Here is an 18,099-nt window from a genome sequence, read left to right on the forward strand (position 1 = left end):
CACCCGACCCACCGCGGTCACGCGTCGATCCGGGACCTGTCCAGCGTCGCCGCCGAGCTGGAGATGAACTCCTTGCGCGGAGCGACGTCGTTGCCCATCAGGAGGTCGAAGACCTGCTCGGCGGAGTCCAGGTCGGACAGGTTGATCCGGCGCAGGGTGCGGTGGCGGGGATCCATGGTGGTCTCTGCCAGCTGGTCGGCGTCCATCTCACCGAGACCCTTGTAGCGCTGGATCGAGTCCTTGTAGCGGACGCCCTTGCTCTGGAACTCCAGCAGCTTCTCGCGCAGCTCACGGTCCGAGTACGTGTAGACGTACTTGTCCTGGCCCTTCTTCGGCTGGACGAGTTCGACCCGGTGCAACGGCGGCACCGCGGCGAACACCCGGCCCGCTTCGACCATGGGCCGCATGTAGCGGTGGAACAGCGTCAGCAGCAGGGTGCGGATGTGGGAGCCGTCGACGTCGGCGTCGGTCATCATGATGATCTTGCCGTAGCGGGCCGCGTCGATGTCGAACGTACGACCGGATCCGGCCCCTATGACCTGGATGATCGCGCCGCACTCGGCGTTCTTCAGCATGTCGGTCACGGACGACTTCTGGACGTTGAGGATCTTGCCCCGGATCGGCAGCAGGGCCTGGAACTCGGAGTTCCGGGCGAGCTTGGCCGTACCGAGCGCGGAGTCGCCCTCCACGATGAACAGCTCACTGCGCTCGACGTCGTCACTGCGGCAGTCGGCGAGCTTCGCGGGCAGCGAGGAGGACTCCAGGGCCGTCTTCCGGCGCTGCGCGTCCTTGTGCTGGCGGGCAGCGATGCGCGTACGAGCGGCTGCGACGGCCTTCTCCATGACGACGCGGGCCTGCGCGGCGGCGTCCCGCTTGGTGGTGGTCAGGAAGTCCTTGAGCTCCTTGGACACCACGTTCGTCACGATACGGCGGGCCGCCGAGGTACCGAGCACCTCCTTGGTCTGGCCCTCGAACTGCGGTTCGGCGAGACGCACGGTGACGACCGCGGTGAGGCCCTCCAGGGCGTCGTCCTTGACGATGTCGTCCTCGGCGACGCGCAGCAGCTTCTTGGTGCGCAGCACCTCGTTCATCGTCTTCGCGACGGCCTGTTCGAAGCCCGCGACATGGGTGCCGCCCTTGGGGGTGGCGATGATGTTCACGAACGACTTCAGGGTCACGTCGTAGCCCGTGCCCCAGCGCAGCGCCACGTCGACACCCAGCTCGCGGGTGACCTCGGTGGGGGTCATCTGGCCGTGGTCGTCCAGGACCGGGACCGTCTCCTTGAAGGTGCCCTGCCCGGAGAAGCGGAGGACGTCGCAGACCGGCTTGTCGGAGGCCAGGTACTCGCAGAACTCGCTGATGCCGCCGTCGAAGCGGAAGGACTCCTCGCCCTTGCTGCCGCCCTCGCCGAGCCCGAACTCGTCACGGACGACGATGGTGAGGCCCGGCACCAGAAACGCGGTCTGCCGAGCGCGCTGGTGGAGGTTCTCCAGGGAGAGCTTGGCGTCCTTGAGGAAGATCTGTCGGTCGGCCCAGTAGCGCACGCGCGTGCCGGTGCGGGTCTTGGGGATCCGCTTGGTCTTGCGCAGGCCGCCCGTCTCGAACTTGGCGTCGGGGCCGATCTCGGCGAAGGAGCCGGGCACACCGCGCCGGAAGCTGATCGCGTGGGTGCTCCCGACCCGGTCGACCTCGACGTCCAGGCGCGCCGAGAGCGCGTTCACCACGGAGGCGCCCACGCCGTGCAGACCGCCGGAGGCGGCGTACGAGCCACCGCCGAACTTGCCGCCGGCGTGCAGCTTGGTCATGACGACCTCGACACCGGAGAGGCCGGTCTTGGGTTCGACGTCGACGGGGATGCCCCGGCCGTTGTCCCGCACCTCGACGGAGCCGTCGTCGTGGAGGATGACGTCGATGTGGTCGCAGTAGCCCCCGAGGGCCTCGTCCACGGAGTTGTCGATGATCTCCCAGAGGCAGTGCATCAGGCCGCGGCTGTCCGTCGACCCGATGTACATGCCCGGGCGCTTGCGCACGGCTTCGAGCCCCTCAAGGACGAGCAGGTGCCGCGCGGTGTAGTTGGAACCGTCCCGGTCTGCTCCTGCCAGCAACGCTGTGGACGGCACGGACGTATCGGCGGTCACGCGGTTCGCTCCTCGCTGAATTTCAATTGGTGCCCTGATGGGTAAGGGCCCGGCTTCGGTTGCCGCTCAGAGGGTACCGAGGCCTGGTAGAGCCGATGTAACGCCACCCTCGTCATGAACTCACACTATTCCAGCGTCGCATGCTTGTTCGATCCCTCGATGGAGTGAAGTACATATCACGTTCCCTTCCAGGCATGAACCATTTAGGCTCCGGGCACGTCCTCATGAACAACCGGCAACCCAGCCGGGGGACCCACACACCGACAGACGACAGACAGCGCGAACCCGTACAGACACGAAGACACGCAATACGGCACATTCGCCGCCAACCGGCAGCTGACAGCCGCTTCGAAAAGATTTTTTTCGAGGAAGAGCCGCGAGCGGGAACGTTTTCGGCCTGGTTGGATGTTGACCCTGGTACGACAGCTCGTCGAGCTAGAGAAGAGGCGACGTGACTACTGTTCTGACCCCCGCGAGCCCGCTGACGGCCGCTGATCGCTGCGACCGCTGCGGCGCCCAGGCATACCTTCGCGTTGTCTTGGCGAGCGGCGGAGAACTGCTCTTCTGCGCCCACCACGGCCGCAAGTTCGAGCCGGAACTCAAGAAGATCGCCGCTGAGATACAGGACGAGACGGAGCGCCTGACGACCGTTCCGGCCAGCTCCAACGAAGAAGAACGCTGATACTGCGCTTCGACGACGAGCCAGCTCCGGCCCAGGCCGGTTGATCCGGGCGGCCACTCCTGCACCCAGGAGTGGCCGCCCGCTTCACGCAAGCTCGCTCACGGACCGCGAGACGACCGTTACAGCGTCGTCGCGCCCCAGCCGCGCCCCAAGAGACCCCTCAGGCCGCCGCCCACGGGGCCTCAGGCGCCGCCACCGGCAGTGGTGGCGGTGTTCCACCCCATCGTCCGTACGACGTCGGAGACCCGCGTGTAGACGCCCGGGCTCCCGGGCCGTCCGCAGCCGCTGCCCCAGGACACCAGCCCGACCAGCCGCCCCTGGGCGACCAGCGGCCCTCCGCTGTCCCCCTGACAGGCGTCCGGCCCCCCTGCGGCCTCGCCGGCACACACCATGCTGTCGGCCTTGTAGGTGCCGTCGGCGCTGCCCGGATAGGCCCGCTCACAGAGTGCGTCGGCGAGCACATGCACGCGTGCGGCCCGCAGACCGCGCGCGTAGTCAGCGCCGCCCGTGATGTCGCCCCAGCCGTAGACCGTGGCGTTCGTCCCGGGCTCGTAGGCCGGGTCACCAGCAGCCGCCATCCCGATGACCGAGGTCTGCGGGAGCGCCTCGGCGAGGGTGAGCACGGCGAAGTCCCCGGCGTTGCTGGTCTTGTCGTAGCCCGGGTTGACCCAGGTGTCGCGGACCGCGATCTCCTTGCCCTGAGCCGACGTGAGTTCGGTACGCCCGGTGATGACCTTCAGGTCCTGAACGCGGTCGGGCGGCCCCCCGAGGACGTCCGCGCCCATGCAGTGGGCCGCCGTCAGTACGGTGGTCCGGCCGACGGCCACGCCGCCGCAGAACTGTCCGGCCCGCGTACCCCCGAACCGGTCACGGCTGGACAGGGCCACCGTCCACGGGCCCTCGGACACGTCGACCGGGAATCCGCCGACGACAACGCTGTCGGCGGCGACAGGGGCGGCTGACGCCAGCGGTATCACGCCCGCCGAGGCCGCCAGGACCAGCGACCGGGTCAGCGCCCGGGACAGGGCCCGGACAATGGGACGACGCATGCGCGCTCCTCACTCTGGGATGATCACGAGAAACCCAGAGTGATCCAACCCGCCCCGCCCCGCACGCGCGGGCCACGAAAGAGGGACGCCGTCGGCTGAAGCCCGCGCTCCGCACGCGCCGGGCCGCACTCCCCGCACGCCGGTGCGACGACCCGCGTCCGGACAGCACGAAGGCCCGGCTCCCGTCGAGGGAGGCCGGGCCTTTCGTGTCGTACGACCGCGACCTAGTCGAGGTAGTCGCGCAGGACCTGCGAACGCGACGGGTGGCGCAGCTTCGACATGGTCTTGGACTCGATCTGGCGGATGCGCTCACGGGTGACCCCGTACACCTTGCCGATCTCGTCGAGGGTCTTCGGCTGACCGTCGGTGAGACCGAAGCGCATCGAGACGACGCCCGCCTCGCGCTCGGACAGCGTGTCCAGGACCGAGTGCAGCTGCTCCTGGAGGAGCGTGAAGCTGACCGCGTCGGCCGGGACGACCGCTTCGGAGTCCTCGATGAGGTCACCGAACTCGCTGTCGCCGTCCTCACCCAGGGGGGTGTGGAGGGAGATCGGCTCGCGGCCGTACTTCTGGACCTCGATGACCTTCTCGGGGGTCATGTCGAGTTCCTTGGCCAGCTCCTCCGGGGTGGGCTCGCGGCCCAGGTCCTGGAGCATCTGGCGCTGCACGCGCGCGAGCTTGTTGATGACCTCGACCATGTGCACCGGGATACGGATGGTGCGGGCCTGGTCGGCCATGGCGCGGGTGATCGCCTGACGGATCCACCAGGTGGCGTACGTGGAGAACTTGTAGCCCTTGGTGTAGTCGAACTTCTCGACCGCGCGGATCAGACCGAGGTTGCCCTCCTGGATGAGGTCCAGGAAGAGCATGCCGCGGCCGGTGTAGCGCTTGGCCAGGGAGACCACCAGACGGAGGTTGGCCTCCAGGAGGTGGTTCTTGGCGCGGCGGCCGTCCTCGGCGATGATCTCCAGCTCGCGCTTGAGCTTGGGGGCGAGCTTGTCGGCGTTGGACAGCTTGTCCTCGGCGAACAGACCGGCCTCGATGCGCTTGGCGAGCTCGACCTCCTGCTCGGCGTTGAGCAGCGGGACCTTGCCGATCTGCTTGAGGTAGTCCTTGACCGGGTCGGCGGTGGCACCGGCGACGGCGACCTGCTGGGCCGGCGCGTCGTCCTCGTCGTCGTCGGAGAGGACGAAGCCCTTGTTCTCGGCCCCTTCCTCTTCCTCTTCACCGGGCTTGACGTCCTCGAGGACCTCGTCCTCGGCGACCTCGGCGTCGTCCTTGCCGGCGGTCGTCTTCTTGGCCGCCGTCTTCTTGGCGACGGTCTTCTTCGCGACCGCCTTCTTGGCGGTCGTCGTCTTCTTGGCTGCGGCCTTCTTCACAGGCGCCTCGTCCTCGACGGAGGACTCGGCGGCGGGGGCCGCCGGGGTGGCGGTGGCGGTGGCCTTCTTCGTGGTCACCGTCTTCGCCGCGACCGTCTTGGTGGCGGTGCGCTTGGCCGGACTCTTCGCTGCGACGCTCTTTCGGGTGCGCTTTGGCTCCGCGGCACTGACCATCAGCGTCACACCCTCTTCCTCGAGGATCTGGTTGAGGCTGCGCAGTACGTTCTTCCACTGAGTGGCCGGAATCTGGTCAGCTTCGAAGGCCCGACGCACGTCATCGCCGGCGATCTGCCCCTCAGCCTTTCCCCGCTCGATGAGCGCCATGACAGAGACGGACTCGGCGATCTCCGGCGGGAGCGTACGGGATGTGCTGGCCGACACGAACAACCTCTCGGAACGTTGGAAAACGGCTTCCGGCCCCGTCCACTACGGACAGGAGCCGACGACCGCCGACTGGGGATGGGCCGACGGCGCGGGCGGGGGCCGGGAAGATGCACAGCGCCTGGAACGGCGTCTGTATTCCCTCCTCGGCTGCCACCTCTTAGGTCATCGCGCTGCTTCCACAAGCGTTACGCCCAATCTGCGTGGCCCGAGTCACACCCCGTAAGCGCACAAAAGCGGTCAGATACAGCTAAATATGGTCAGCTGTGGTGGCGACCCGATCGTTCCGGCCGATCCATGCCCGCGTCGGCAGACACATCGACAGCCAAAACGACAGTCGCATCCACAGCCGTATCACAGCCGCAGCGGACGCTTCAGGACCGGTCGCCGTCTCTTCGCCCCACCGTCACCGCGCCACCTGCCCGCCCCGTCTCCGCCGCCGGGCCCCGCCGGGCCCTCTCGGGATCCGACGGGGCCCGGCGGTGACGGTTCGCGGGCCGGGCGAAGTTCCGGGAGGGCGACACGGCCCCCGATCGTGCCGCCCTGGGCGCGTGGTCAGTGCTCGCGCGGGGCCGGGACCACGCGCTCCACCTCGGGGTGCACGATGAGGAGCTGCCGCATGGCCGCCTCCGCACCCGCGCCGTCGCCGGCCGCGAGGGCGTCGGCGATCCGGGCGTGGTGCGCGAGGGACGCTTCGGTGGGCCGGTCACAACCGGTGACCGGACCGCCGGACACCTGGAGGGCGGCGGAGACGATCCCGGAGAGGTGCTCCAGCATGCGGTTGCCCGCGAGCTGGATGAGCAGCGAGTGGAACTCGGAGTCGGCGCGCGAGAACGTCAGCGCGTCGCCCTGGCTCATGGCGTGGCCCATGATCTCGACCATGTCCACGATCCTCTGCTGGACGTCCTCGCGCCCGTGCCCGGCGGCTAGACGCGCGGCGAGCGGCTCGATCGTCCAGCGCAGCTCGCTCAGCTCGCGGCGCTGATCGTCGCGCTGCGGCCCGAAGGCACGCCACTCGATGATGTCGGGGTCAAGGAGGTTCCAGTCGCTGACGGGACGCACGCGCGTGCCCACGTTCGGCCGGGCGCTCACCAGGCCCTTGGCCTCCAGGACACGGAGCGACTCACGGACGACGGTGCGGGAGACCTCGAAGCGCTGGCCGATCTCCTCGGGCACGAGGGGGCGGTCCGCGCCCAGGTCGCCGGAGACGATCATCTGGCCCAGCTGCTGGACGAGTTGACCGTGCAGCCCGCGGCCGCGGCTGCCCGCGCTGCGGCGGCCGACACGGCCCAGCTCCGGGTCCGCGGCGTCCCAGGAGGGGACTCCGACGCGGTCGGGACCGGGAGCCTCGGCGTAGGGGTAGCGGTCGAGTTCGCCCGGGCCGACGAGACCGGAGTCTGCGGAGCGGGCGGCGGTCATCATGGTGTGCGCAAGGGTACTCACGGATCTTTTGTCGGCTCCGTCTCCAACTCCCTTGAGGTCTTTGGTGAAAAGCACACGAAAGGGTGATCGCTCACCCCGTCGCAATTGACGCCTTATCGGAAAGAAATGGGCGTTCCCCGGGGAGTTGTGCGCAGGGCGGGACCGGAAGGGCGCGGGCGATCGTCATCGGACCCTGCTCCGCAGGGTCGTGAGCAGATACGCGCAGAGCAGGGCAGTCAGCGACAACGCCAGTGCGCCACCGACGGGTTGGGCCATCATCCGCGCCCCGGCGGCCAGGTACCGCTCGCCCCCGAACGGCCACTGGGCCAGGAACAGCTCCCGCAGCCGCACGGAGAACCCGGCCGCGCTCCGCACGGACGAGCCCTCCAGGACCTTCTGTACGAGGGGCACCACGAGGACGGGTACGGCGACCACCGCAGCGAGCCCGGCGGTGGTGGACCGGAAGATCCCGGCTGCCAGCACCCCGGCCCACGAGCAGCCGATCACGAGCCCGATCCAACTCGCGGTCAGCGCCAACCAGTCCGCGGGAACCTTCGCCAGCTCCTGTCCGTAGACGAGGTAGAGCACTTCGGCGTCGCAGCCCACGGTGAGGAAGGCCAGCAGCAGCCCGGTGGCCCCGGCGACGAGGAGTTTGGCGGCGAGCAGTCCCAGCCGGCGGGGCACGGTGCCGCGGTCCACCGCCAGGGCGGGGTGGCGGAACTCGTCGCCGAAGGCGATGGCGCCGAGCAGCCCGGCGCCGAGTGCCGCGGGCGGCAGCGGCAGCTCCCGCGGCCAGGCGGCCAGCAGGCGGTGCTGCGGGGTGTGCCCGATGCGGGCCATGAGTACGGCGACGAGCGCGGACGAGACGAGCACGACGGCCCCGGTCAGAAACCCGGTGCCGACACCGCCGGCCCGGCGCAGCTCGTAGCGGAGGGGGCGCAGCGGACTCGGGGCGGAGCGGACGGAGATGGGGGGTGGCAGCGGGGGCGGGTTGTCGGGGGCGAGGGCGGCGTCGGAGGAACGCGGGTGGGCGGCCCGGGGGCGAGTGGGCGCGGATGCCGCCGGGCCGGGGCCATCCGACGGCTCGGAGACACCCACGGCTGTCGCCAAGCGGCCGGGGGGCACGTCCGGCTCGGGGCCACAGGTCGCAGGGATGACCTCGGTTGACGCGCCGGGGCAGCGCTCGGCAGAGCCGTGCGCCGCGGAGAGTTCCGGGAGCACGGCAGCCCCTTGACGCACGGCCGCGTCCTCGGGTGTGACCTCGGCAGCCTTCTCCTCACCCCGGTGGGTCGAGTCGCCGCCGGAGGCCATGTCACCGACCTCGTCGGCGAGTTGGTGTACGAGGATGCCGTGCCGGAACGCGGTCTCGCCGACGTCCGCGCAGGTACTGCCGTACACGGCGAGCCGGTTGCCGGACTCCCGTACGACCTCCACAGAGCGATGTGCCGTCCGGGCCTCCTTGGTCAGCAGGGCCGCGAGACGGGTGGCGTGCGGGCTGCGGACGGCGACCCGGGGGCGCAAGCGGGTGCGGGAGAAGTCCGCGGCCTCCTGGTCGGCGACGACCCGGCCCTGTTCGAGGGTGACGATCCGGTCGGCGGTGCGGGCCGCCTCCTTGGGGTCGGTGGTGGTGAACAGGACGGTGCCGCCCTGGGTCGCGTGGGCGCGCAGCATGCCGTGCAGCCAATGGCTTTCGCGGGCGGACAGGCCCTCGGTGAGGGAGTCCAGCACGAGGGTGTGCGGGTCCGCCAGCAGGGCGCAGGCCAGGCCGAGCCGACGGTCCATGCCGCGCGACAGGGTGCCCAGGCGTTCGTCGCGCAGACTGACGAGGCCGACCACCTCAAGGACCTCGTCGGCACGGCGGACCGGGACTCCGGCCGCCGCGCACAGCATGCGGAGTTGACCTCGGACCGTGCGCGCGGGGTGCCCCGGCACATCGCCCAGGAGAACGCCGACCTCACGCGACGGATGGGCGATGCGGTGCAGTGGCCGGCCTCTGAAGTAGGTGATGCCACGGCCCTGTTGGAGTTCGAGCATGAGCCTGAGCACCGCCGTCTTGCCGGCGCCCGGGGTACCGAGGAGTGTGGTGACGCATCCCGCGCGCGCCTCGAAGGAGACGTCGTCGACGGCGGGGGGAAGCTCCTTGCGAGGGCTGCTGGTCAGTCCGAAAGCCTGGATCACCCGTAGCAAGATAGCGCGTTATGTCCGTTTTATGGGGTGTGGCAGGGCCCATGTACGCACGTCTGTCCACGGCGTTCGTGTGTCAGACCTCGGGGCGCAGCATCGGAGGGTTGAGCAGTGTGGCGCCGCCGGCTCGGAAGAGCTGGGCCGGGCGGCCACCCTGCCTGGTGGTCGTGCCGCCGGTGGGAACGAGGAAGCCGGGGGTGCCCGTGACCTTGCGATGGAAGTTGCGGGGATCGAGGGCTACGCCCCACACCGCCTCGTACACCCGGCGCAACTCGCCGACGGTGAACTCGGTCGGGCAGAACGCGGTGGCCAGCGACGAGTACTCGATCTTGGAGCGGGCGCGCTCCACCCCGTCCGACAGGATCTGGGCGTGGTCGAAGGCGAGCGGTGCCGCCTGTTCGCCGTCGCGGCCGTAGCCGCCCTGCTGCAGCAGTTCCTCGACGGGCGCCCAGCGCGCGCTGTTGGCGTCGCCGCCGGCCCGGGGAGCGGGCAGGTCGGGGGCGAGCGCGAGATGGGCGACGCTGACCACGCGCATCCGGGGGTCGCGCTTGGGGTCGCCGTAGGTCGCGAGCTGTTCCAGGTGGGCGCCGTTGTCCTGGGCCGGGGCGTCCGGGTCGTGGGCGCGCAGGCCGGTCTCCTCGGCGAGTTCACGCGCCGCGGCCTGCCCCAGATCCTCGTCGGCCCGCACGAAGCCGCCCGGGAGTGCCCAGCGCCCCTGAAAGGGCGGCTCACCCCTGCGTACCGCCAGCGCGCACAGGGCATGACGACGCACGGTCAGCACGACCAGGTCCACGGTGACGGCGAAGGGCGGAAACGCTGACGGGTCGTAGGGCATGCGGCGATCATAGTCGTCTGCCTGACGATAAACACTCCCCTCTCCAGCCGCACCCATGACTGATCCACGACGGTCGGACACGCGCGTCACCGGCCACCTCCTGACGCCTTCCCGAGGCATGTCGTACGAGGTCACGCCCCCAGTTGCAGCCCAGCAGCGGCCTCCTCGACCATGGCGACGCCGAGACGGCCGACCCGGACGGAGAAGGGCTCTCCCGCGACCCGCAACCCCGTCAGGCCGATCTCGCCCAGCGGCACACTGCGTACCGGACGGAGCATGACCGTGTTCGCCGGGGCGTCCGGACGGATGCCGGCCAGGGTGGCGAGCAGCAGGATCCCGGAGGCGGCAGCAGTGGCCGACGGCCGGCAGGCCGCCGGGTGGGGCAGCGGGGCGCCTCCCGCTGTGCGCTGTTCCCCCGCGTACATCTCCGGCAGCCGGTGGTCGAAGGCCTCGGCCGCCGCCAGGAGGCCGCGCAGCAGCGAACTCGCCTCCTTCTCGTACCCGGCGGTGGCCAGGCCCGCGACGGCCACCGCGGTCTCCTGGACCCGCACAGCGCCGCTGCGGTGGCCGAACGGGTTGTACCCCGGCTCCTTGACGCCGAGGCCGCGCAGTCCCCAGCCCGAGTCCATGGCGGGGCTGCCGAACAGCCGGGCGAGTTGTTCGGTCTGCACCTTGTCGAGCAGCCCGGGGGCCAGCTCGCCCGCGCCCAGCAGACCGGTGTCGAGGAGATGGGCGGCGATCGCGCCGAAGTGCGGCACGATGCGCCCGTCCGGGGTACGGGCGGCCGCCGGTCTGCCGCCGCCCCGGTCCTCGACCCAGAAGTCGTCCCGGAACGCGGTGCGCAGCTCCTGGGCCCACTGCCGCAGCCCGGCACCGCCGGGTCGGCCGTACGTGTCCAGGAGATCGGCGCCGAGGAGGGCGGCTCGGTGTGCGTGGGCCTGTGTCTCGCAGCGCAGCGGGCCGCCCGGCTGTGGATCGGGCAGGTAGGTGCCGTCGCCCACGGTCGTGCGCAGCCAGGTCAGACAGCGCTCCGCGGTGGGGAGCAGTTCCTCGGTCGTCTGCTCGGGGAGCCCCCAGCGGCGGGCCTCGGCGAGGAGTACCGGGAAGAGCAGGGTGGCCTCCGTACCCGTGCAGCCCGGTGGGAGGTGTGCGCCCGCGTCCCGGCGCGGCCCGGTCAGCATGCCGGACCTCGGGCCCGGACCCGGGATCTGGGTGCGGGCGAGGGTGCGCAGGGTGCCCGCCGCAAGCCCGGTGCCCAGCGGGAGCGTCATCCGGGCGGCGGCGAGAGCCTCGGCCGGGGCCATGCCGCAGCGCCACGGCGCCCCTGCCGCGAGATGCGTGTCGGAGGGGTGCACGGAGTCGCGCAGGAGCAGGGCCTGAAGGTCCTCGATGCTGGTGCTGAGGAGCGCCTCGACGCGTGGATCGTCACCGACGGCCCGTGCCGGGGCGAGGGGGCTCGTCGCCACGTGACCCACGGCTCGGACGGGTCCCGCGCCGTCCTGTCGTATGCGCAGCTCCAGGGTCGTGGAACCGCCCGGGAGCAGGTCGAGTTCCCAGCGCAGCAGGCCTGCGGAGGCCAGTGCGTCGGCGGGCGGTGGGTCGGCCGTGACGGCCGCGCCGCCGGTGGCGCCGGCCCAGCGCAGGCCGAAGGCGTGGACGCTGGCAGGCAGTTCGGGGCCCGCGGTGCCGGAGGCGATCGTGCCCAGGTCGGCCAGGTCGGTCCCGAGTGACACCTCGACCGGCAGACGCAGCGGGCGCGGCGCCGAGCTGTGCAGGGTGATCCGCTCGGTGCCGTCCGCGTGGCGGATGCGCTCGACGACGACGTCCGGGTCCGGCCCGCCGTCCGGGGAGGCGCGCAGTGTCCCCACGAAGCGGGCGCGGTCGGCGGCGGTCATCCGGGCCTGGACCGCGAGCGGTTCACGGCCGGCCACCCGGACCTGGCACCGGGCGAGCAGGCGCCGCCCGCCGCGATAGAAACCCTCCAGCCCTCGACCGGTCAGCTGTCCCTGGTCTGTGGAGATCGCGAGCCCGGGGAGGGCGACGCAGATCAGGGTGGTGTGGGTCGGGGGCAGTTGGGCGGGGCGGCGGGCGCCCGGCGGCGGAGCAAGCGGTGGCCGAGCAGCGGGGGACAGTGACGGCGCGCCTCTTGCCGGGGGTGCGGCAGGGCGTCCGGTGCCAGGAAGTGCGGCAGGCCGTCCGGTTCCCGGGAAAGGCGGCTCCGAGCCGCGCGGGTCGCCTGCGCTCCCGGGTGCTCCGCCGCCACCTCCCCGCAAGGGCGACGCGGGTGGACTCACGGCACGGTGATCGTCGGCGGCCGAGGGCGGGGTCGGTGGATGCATGGGCGGCTTCTTCTGCGCTCTGGGCGCCGGGGGCGCGCTCGGCGCCTGGTAGGGGGCTACGGCGGGGCAAATGTGGGGCGGCGGCTCGGCCCGTCCAAGGGTTCCGCCACTCAGGTGAACGGACCAGGGCTTCCCCGAGTCACGCCCCCGGCGGGACAAGCCGACCGAATGGCGGTGCGGCGGGGCCGGTGCCCGACCGGTGCCGTGACAACCGCACCGGCTGTGCGCCACGGTCGGGATGGTGGGGTGTCCGTCAGCTGTCCTGGCGCCGATCAGTTGTACGTGGGACGAAACGCCGTTGCTCAATCGTCGGTTGCGCGTTGCGGCCCGGCCGAACCGTCCGCCGCCCATCACGCGCTCGCCGGTATGCCTGCGCTCTGTCCCGTCGCAGACGAGTCGCTCCTCGGGCCTTCCCTCGCTGCCCTGCCATAGCCCGCTGATCCCGTCGCTGTTCAGACGCCGGTCGGCTGCCCCGCCCTTGTCGATCCGTCCGACCAGCGTCCAGCCGCTGCCCCGGCGGCCGTGGCTTGCCCTACCCCCGTTCACGCATCGTCCCCCTTCGCCCTGCGACCGCGGGGTGCGGCCTCCCCCGCGCCCGGGCTGCGACGACGTACGGCGGGCTTGCCCGAGGGCTGGGGACGGGTCCCGCCCGTCCCCCTGCCACGCGGGCGGGTCTCTGCGCCGTCCGGCGGGCCTACCCGGCGTCGACGCCTCGTGGCCGACTCCAGCGCCCGCGTGGCGCCGCTGACCGATGTCGAGCAGGACGGGGGACCCCCGACCTCGTCGTGCGGAGGCCTGGCTTCGGTGGCGCCGAACCGGCCGTCGCTCTCGGCCCCCTGCGCGCCATCGACACCGCTCGTCCCCTCGAACCCGTCCATGGCCTCGAACCCTTCGGGGTCCTCACCCCAGCCGAGGCCCATACCCATGCCCTCGCCCTCCTCGCTGTCGTCGTCCTCGATCCACCCGGTGTCCGGCGTCGTCGGGGGCGGCCCGGCAGGCACGCGTGCTCGGCCGCCGCGCTCCGCGCGCAGACAGCGGCGGATCGACTCCGGGTCCAGTCCCTCGTTGCAGGCCTGGTGCAGCAGGCGGGCGAACAGATAACCGGGGTCGGCGCCGAGTGCCATGGCCAAGGCCTCCCTGGCCTCCAGATCGTCGCCGGTCGACCAGGCGACCCAGCCGGCGAGCGTCAGCGGAGCCGCCGCGTGCTCCCCGTAGGACCCGACACAGCGGCGGGCGAGGGCCCGCCAGAGGCGCAGGGCGGGTGCCGCCTCCTCGCCTTCCATCCACTCCGCCGCCCGGTCGCGGGTCGTGCGGTCCTGCAGGCCCAGAATCAGCGCGGCGGCCTCGTCATGGGAGAGCAGTTCGTCGTCGCGGAGGTCCGACAGAAGCGTGCCGGACACGGCGGGAGCCTCGGCGAACCGGTCCCTGACCCGGCGTGCCTCTCGCAGGGTCTCCTCGGCGATGTCCGCGCGGCTCGCGTCGTCGAGGATTCGCGGGACCAGGCGGGCGTTCACGGTGTGGAGCACGCGTTCCTGTTCCAGCGCCGCCGCGGTCTCCCAGGGCTGGAGCCTGGCCCGCAACTCACGCAGGGTGCCCCGCACTTGCAGGCCGGCGTAGGTCGCGGCGGCGGCCAGCACCGAGGTGCCGGGCAGGCCCATGGGCACCCCGTCGTCGGGACAGCACTCGGGCGTCACACAGCAGTAGGACCAGAAGCGGTTGTCGGCGATGCACAGCGCCTCGACCACGGGGACGTCGAGACGGCCGCATTCGGTGCGCAGCAACTGGGCGAGCGGGCGCAGCCGTTCCCGCACCTGGTGCCGTGCCTCGCCCTCCGCCGGTTCCTGGCAGAGATACACGACCATGCTCTCGGGCCGTGCTCCTCTGCGCTCGCTTCCGGTCACCAGGCCGTGTGTCAACTGCTGTGCCACGGCGGGCCAGTCGTCCGGGTTCGTGGGAATTCCGAGCCGGGCCCGGCCGCCGAACCGGCCGCGTCCGTCCCTGTCGTGCAGTGCGACCAGGACGATGCTGTCCTCGGGGTGGTAGCCGAGCAGATACGGCAGGGCGTCGGCCAGTTCGGCCGGGGTGCGCAGGGTGACCTGATGCGTTTCGCTGTGATTCGTCATGCGGTGACGATCTCGCGGATCTCCGGATTCCGTTTGAGCCTGTGGATAACCCCAATCAGGGACACGCCAAGGTGGCGCCAGGCCGGGCGAGCACGTGTTCGGGCGCGAAAAACGGACACCGGCGCCCGACATGTCCGCCCACGCCCGCACGCATACGCCCACGCCCACCCGCATACGCGCGCGCCCGAGAGGTGGCCGTGATGCGCCGTCCCACGTCCCGGATGTCAGTGGCGTCCTGTTGTATGGGGTGCATGGAGCACACGAGCAACGCGGATCTCCGGGCGGCGGCCGACACGGTCCTCGCCCGCCTCGTCGGGGACGCCACGGGCGCCGCGCGGCTGCGCGAGGACCAGTGGCGGGCGATCGAGGCGCTGGTCGCCGACAAGCGCCGGGCCCTGGTCGTACAGCGCACGGGGTGGGGCAAGTCCGCGGTGTACTTCGTGGCGACCTCGCTGCTGCGGGCCCAGGGCAGTGGGCCGACGGTGATCGTCTCGCCGCTGCTCGCGCTGATGCGCAACCAGGTGGACGCCGCGGCCCGGGCGGGCATCCACGCGCGGACGATCAACTCCTCGAACACCGAGGAATGGGACACGGTCCAGGAGGAGATCGCGGCGGGCACGGTCGACGTCCTGCTGGTCAGCCCCGAACGCCTCAACAACCCCGACTTCCGCGACCAGGTGCTGCCCAAGCTCGCCTCCGCCACAGGCCTGCTCGTGGTGGACGAGGCGCACTGCATCTCCGACTGGGGCCACGACTTCCGCCCCGACTACCGCCGGCTGCGCACGATGCTCACCGACCTCGCGCCGGGCGTGCCCGTCCTGGCGACCACCGCCACGGCCAACGCGCGCGTGACCGCCGACGTGGCCGAACAGCTGGGCACCGGCGGCACCTCGGACGCGCTGGTGCTGCGCGGCCCCCTGGACCGGGAGAGCCTGAGCCTGGGTGTGCTGCGGCTGCCGGACGCGGCGCACCGGATGGCGTGGCTCGCCGACCACCTGTCCGAACTGCCGGGCTCCGGGATCATCTACACCCTCACGGTGGCCGCCGCCGAGGAGGTCACGGCCTTCCTCCGGCAGCGCGGGCACACCGTGGCCTCGTACACGGGGAAGACGGAGAACGCCGACCGGCAGCAGGCCGAGGACGACCTGCTCGGCAACAAGGTGAAGGCCCTGGTGGCGACGTCCGCGCTCGGTATGGGCTTCGACAAACCGGACCTCGGCTTCGTCGTGCACCTCGGTTCGCCCTCCTCCCCGATCGCCTACTACCAGCAGGTCGGTCGCGCCGGACGCGGTGTCGAGCACGCGGAGGTGCTGCTGCTCCCGGGGAAGGAGGACGAGGCGATCTGGGAGTACTTCGCCTCCCTCGCCTTCCCTCCGGAGGAGCTGGTGCGCCGCACGCTCGACGTCCTCGCGCGCGCGGAGCGGCCGTTGTCGCTGCCCGCCCTGGAACCCCTGGTGGAGCTGCGCCGCTCCCGCCTGGAGAGCATGCTCAAGGTTCTCGACGTCGACGGGGCCGTCAACCGGGTCAAGGGCGGCTGGGTCTCCACGGGCCGGCCCTGGACGTACGAAACTGAGCGGTACGAGTGGGTGGCGCGCCAGCGGAAGGCCGAGCAGGAGGCGATGCGCGCGTACGCGTCGACGACGGACTGCCGGATGGAGTTCCTGCAGCGCCAGTTGGACGACGAGGGCGCCAAGCCCTGCGGCCGCTGCGACAACTGCGCGGGCGCCCGTTTCACCGCCGACGCCTCCACGACGGCCGTGGACGCCGCGCGCGCGGATCTGGGCCGGGCCGGTGTCGAGGTCGAGCCCCGTCGCATGTGGCCGACCGGGCTGCCGGCGATCGGAGTCGAGCTGAAGGGACGTATCCCGGCCGGTGAACAGGCCTCCACGGGGCGCGCGTTGGGCCGGTTGTCGGACATCGGCTGGGGCAACCGGCTGCGCCCGATGTTCTCGCCGCAGGCCCAGGACGGACCGGTGCCGGACGATGTGGCCAAGGCTGTCGTCGGAGTACTGGTCGACTGGGCGAAGGGACCCGACGGCTGGGCCTCTGGAGCCGCGGCGGCCCAGCCGCGTCCGGTCGGCATCGTCACCGTCGCCTCGCGCACCCGCCCGCAGCTGATCGCGTCCCTGGGCGCGCGCATCGCGGAGGTCGGCCGGCTGCCGCTGCTGGGCAGTCTGGAGTACGCCGGTGACGCCCCGCCCGTGTCCCGCAGCAACAGCGCCCAGCGGCTGAAAGCGCTCGACGGGGCCCTGATCGTGCCACCCGCGCTGGCCGCCGCCCTCGTCGATGCGCAGGGGCCAGTCCTCCTTTTGGACGACTTCACGGAGACCGGGTGGACCCTCGCGGTGGCGGCCCGGATGCTCCGCCGGGCCGGTGCTCGGGGGGTCTTGCCACTGGTCCTCGCCCTGCAGGGCTGATGACGGGTAGATGAACCGGGGTGGACACCCGAACCAACGGTACGTTCCCGGCCACCCCAGGCATCTACAAATGACACACCCGGCAGGGATATAATCCACAGATCACCAGAAGACGGTCGGTGGCCCCATTTGCTCGTTGCCGCAACCCAGTTCGACCGCAAGAATTGGAGTCCGCTCCCCGCACGGCTTGCCCGTGGTCCGGCAGGGCTTCGCTGCGGTGTGCGCTCCCCCAAGTCCGATCTCCGCCCGCAGTGTGGGCGCGTAGCCGAAGGGAGGACCGTGACCTTCGGATTCGCTCCGTCCCCCGCGGCATCCATGTCGACGTCTGCCGACCTGTCCGCCGCTTCCACCAACTCAGCAGCCCGCATGCTCGAACCCTCGGAGTGGGCCTCAGCGGGGATTCCCCTGCTGCGCAATCCGCGCGAGGTCGTCAGCGGACTGCACTCCAGGCACAGCCCAAGGCCCGCGACCGCGATCGTGGCCGTCCTCGACACGGATGAGCGGGTGCGGGCGAGCGCCTCGTTCACCCGTCGCTCGGCGCCGGCCGACGGCTGGATGTTCCGCAACTCGCTGCTCGCGCAGCTGCGCCGGGTCATCCCGCACGACCTGCGCCGCCGTACACCGGTGCGTACCGCCGTCCTGCTCTACTGCCGTGACGGCGACGCCCGTTGGACGGAGGAGGACGGTGCGTGGATGTGGGGTCTGCGTGACGCGTGCACCCTGCACGGGCTGCGCTGCGGCGCGTACATCACGCTGACCCACGACGGCTGGCAGGTGCTGGGCGAGGGCCGCGGCGGGCGACGCCCCAACGCGGACTCACCCCCGGAGCCCTTCGCCATGTCCGAGGCACCGCCACCGCTGCCGATGCCCCGCACCGGAGGCGCCGCCTCGGACATCCTGCGCCGCGCGGCGGCCCGCTGACCCCGGCGTCCGAGAGGGCCGCGCCCGACGGCCCCAGGTGATGTCCACGTCGTACAGGAACAGCCACCGCGGACAACGGCGTCCGCCTGGCACGACGTACGAAGCCGCACCAGAGCATGTGGCAGCACACAAGGACATGCGGCAGCGATCAACCCGTGCGCGTGCACGACGGATCCAGACCCAGACGCGCAAGCGCACGACGGCACAGCACACGGAACTCGCCGTACGG

General features: G+C 71.4%; 11 protein-coding genes. 3 read left to right on the plus strand and 8 right to left on the minus strand.

What is annotated here, in order from left to right:
• Positions 1-17 precede the first annotated feature (17 nt).
• Complete coding sequence (locus LUX31_RS09720) at positions 18-2,138, minus strand: DNA gyrase/topoisomerase IV subunit B (protein WP_235474387.1); 2,121 nt, start codon at positions 2,136-2,138, stop codon at positions 18-20.
• A 451-nt stretch (positions 2,139-2,589) separates the two neighbouring features.
• On the opposite strand from LUX31_RS09720, the gene LUX31_RS09725 reads away from it, so the two are divergent.
• Complete coding sequence (locus LUX31_RS09725) at positions 2,590-2,820, plus strand: DUF7455 domain-containing protein (RefSeq protein WP_055532400.1); 231 nt, start codon at positions 2,590-2,592, stop codon at positions 2,818-2,820.
• A 182-nt stretch (positions 2,821-3,002) separates the two neighbouring features.
• On the opposite strand, the gene LUX31_RS09730 is transcribed toward LUX31_RS09725, so the two are convergent.
• From LUX31_RS09730 to LUX31_RS09760, 7 genes are all read right to left on the minus strand, one after another.
• Positions 3,003-3,869, minus strand: coding sequence for a S1 family peptidase (locus tag LUX31_RS09730; RefSeq protein ID WP_235474388.1), 867 nt, complete (start codon positions 3,867-3,869; stop codon positions 3,003-3,005).
• A 224-nt stretch (positions 3,870-4,093) separates the two neighbouring features.
• The gene (locus tag LUX31_RS09735) at positions 4,094-5,629 is read right to left on the minus strand and encodes an RNA polymerase sigma factor (RefSeq protein ID WP_268828133.1); all 1,536 of its coding nucleotides are present in this window, start codon (positions 5,627-5,629) and stop codon (positions 4,094-4,096) included.
• Between the two features lie 555 nt (positions 5,630-6,184).
• On the minus strand, positions 6,185-7,072 hold the full coding sequence (locus tag LUX31_RS09740; protein ID WP_235474389.1) for a FadR/GntR family transcriptional regulator: 888 nt from the start codon (positions 7,070-7,072) through the stop codon (positions 6,185-6,187).
• A 162-nt stretch (positions 7,073-7,234) separates the two neighbouring features.
• On the minus strand, positions 7,235-9,229 hold the full coding sequence (locus LUX31_RS09745; RefSeq protein WP_235474390.1) for an ABC transporter ATP-binding protein: 1,995 nt from the start codon (positions 9,227-9,229) through the stop codon (positions 7,235-7,237).
• Positions 9,230-9,311: 82 nt separating this feature from the next.
• On the minus strand, positions 9,312-10,070 hold the full coding sequence (locus LUX31_RS09750; protein WP_235474391.1) for an NUDIX hydrolase: 759 nt from the start codon (positions 10,068-10,070) through the stop codon (positions 9,312-9,314).
• Positions 10,071-10,201: 131 nt separating this feature from the next.
• A complete protein-coding gene (locus tag LUX31_RS09755; protein WP_235474392.1) occupies positions 10,202-12,409 on the minus strand; it encodes a glycogen debranching N-terminal domain-containing protein in 2,208 nt (735 codons plus the stop codon).
• Positions 12,410-12,951: 542 nt separating this feature from the next.
• The gene (locus LUX31_RS09760) at positions 12,952-14,532 is read right to left on the minus strand and encodes a DUF4192 domain-containing protein (RefSeq protein ID WP_235474393.1); all 1,581 of its coding nucleotides are present in this window, start codon (positions 14,530-14,532) and stop codon (positions 12,952-12,954) included.
• Between the two features lie 251 nt (positions 14,533-14,783).
• Between LUX31_RS09760 and LUX31_RS09765 the strand changes: the two genes are divergently transcribed.
• Both LUX31_RS09765 and LUX31_RS09770 read left to right on the plus strand, forming a co-directional pair.
• On the plus strand, positions 14,784-16,949 hold the full coding sequence (locus tag LUX31_RS09765) for a RecQ family ATP-dependent DNA helicase (protein WP_235474394.1): 2,166 nt from the start codon (positions 14,784-14,786) through the stop codon (positions 16,947-16,949).
• Between the two features lie 279 nt (positions 16,950-17,228).
• Positions 17,229-17,870 carry a hypothetical protein gene (locus tag LUX31_RS09770; protein WP_235474395.1) on the plus strand — a complete coding sequence of 214 codons (642 nt, stop codon included), beginning with the start codon at positions 17,229-17,231 and terminating at the stop codon, positions 17,868-17,870.
• The last annotated feature ends 229 nt before the right edge of the window (positions 17,871-18,099 follow it).

The organism is Streptomyces sp. GQFP (assembly GCF_021545335.1).
In the GTDB taxonomy this organism is placed as follows: Bacteria; Actinomycetota; Actinomycetes; order Streptomycetales; family Streptomycetaceae; genus Streptomyces.